This window comes from Neobacillus sp. K501, from assembly GCF_053749995.1.
On the sequence record NZ_JBSLYA010000027.1, the window covers coordinates 1 to 1,478 of the forward strand.

Annotated in this window: 2 protein-coding genes; both read left to right on the forward strand. The window is 36.6% G+C overall.

The window, feature by feature from the left end:
• The first annotated feature begins 53 nt into the window (after positions 1 to 53).
• The gene (locus ACWM35_RS25015; protein WP_454821585.1) at positions 54 to 620 is read left to right on the forward strand and encodes a helix-turn-helix domain-containing protein; all 567 of its coding nucleotides are present in this window, start codon (positions 54 to 56) and stop codon (positions 618 to 620) included.
• Complete coding sequence (locus ACWM35_RS25020) at positions 521 to 1,447, forward strand: IS3 family transposase (RefSeq protein WP_454821586.1); 927 nt, start codon at positions 521 to 523, stop codon at positions 1,445 to 1,447. Before ACWM35_RS25015 ends, ACWM35_RS25020 begins: the two co-directional genes overlap by 100 nt.
• Positions 1,448 to 1,478: the final 31 nt, after the last annotated feature.

Here is a 1,478-nt window from a genome sequence, read left to right on the forward strand (position 1 = left end):
CTGTACTGCACCCCAAAAGTTAGAGTGAAATCTAACTTTTGGGGTGTATTTTTATGGCTAAATATAGTGAAGAATTTAAGTTAATGTTGGTAAAAGAGTACCAAGAAGGAAAATTGGGATACAGTTTGTTGGCTAAGAAGTATGGTATAAAAAGCGACACATCAATTAAGAAGTGGGTAAAAGTATTTGAGAAATTTGGAATGGAAGGGTTAATGAGCAAGCAGCACAATGAGGTTTATTCTGTTCAATTTAAGATTGATGTATTAGACTATATGAAAAACACAGGTGCTTCTGTAATGGATACTGCACTCCAATTTGGACTATCAAATCCTCCTTTAATTACTGCTTGGAAAAGGGCTTTGACGGATGGAGGTATAGAAGCCCTGGGTAAACCGAAAGGGCGGCCCCCCATGTCTGATAAAGATAAGAACGGAAAAAGTAAAAAAACAGCAGAAGATAAGGAAATGACCTACGAACAAAAATTGGAAAGAGAAAACGAGCTTCTTCGTTTGGAGGTAGAATACTTAAAAAAGTTACGAGCTTTTCAGATGGATCCGGAAGGTTATCTCGAAAAGCACAAGCAGCGTTATCATTCGAACTCAAAGAAACCTTCAAATTAAAAGATGTTTTAAACATAGTCGGTATCCCTGAATCCTCCTATCATTATCATATAAAAATTATGAAGAAGGAAAATCCAAATCGTGAACTTGAAGAATGTATTCAATCCATTTTTGATGAAAATAACGGCAATTATGGATATCGTCGTATCAAACTTGAATTGAAAAACCGTGGTTCTAAAGTGAATCATAAGAAGGTGCAGCGCATTATGAATGAACTCGGACTCAAAGGGGACAAGTTCAATAGAAAATCACGAAAATACAGTTCTTATAAAGGCACGACCGGAACTGTGGCCAAAAACCGCATAAATCGTCGTTTTCATACAAATGTGTATCATCAGAAGTTAACCACAGATATCACAGAATTTAAGTGTTCAGACGGAGTGAAACTGTATTTGAGTCCTATTATGGATATGTTCAACGGAGAAGTCCTGTCGTATGGGATAAGTATGCGCCCGACTTTAGAATTGGCGCTCAACCCTCTTGAGGCAGCTCTAGAAATTGTTAAAGATTCTAAGTACAGAACTACTCTACATTCTGATCAAGGTTGGCATTATCAACATAATAGATGGGTAAAAACACTTAAGGAAAACAAGGTGTTCCAAAGTATGTCACGAAAAGGAAACTGTTTAGATAACTCCCCCATGGAGAATTTTTTCGGGTTACTTAAACAAGAAATGTACTACGGAGAACCTCTGTGCACATTTGAGGAATTAAAAAAGAGAATTGAAGAATATATCAAATATTATAATAACAAGCGTATAAAACAAAAATTGGCAGGCATGAGTCCGGTTCAATACCGTATCCATACCAGCCAATTAGCAGCTTAATATAAAACTCTAACTTTTGGGGGTCACCTCA

What these genes read in the sequence shown, in the direction of transcription:
- ACWM35_RS25015 (WP_454821585.1), top strand. Translation starts at nt 54, where the DNA reads ATGGCTAAATATAGTGAAGAATTTAAGTTAATGTTGGTAAAAGAGTAC.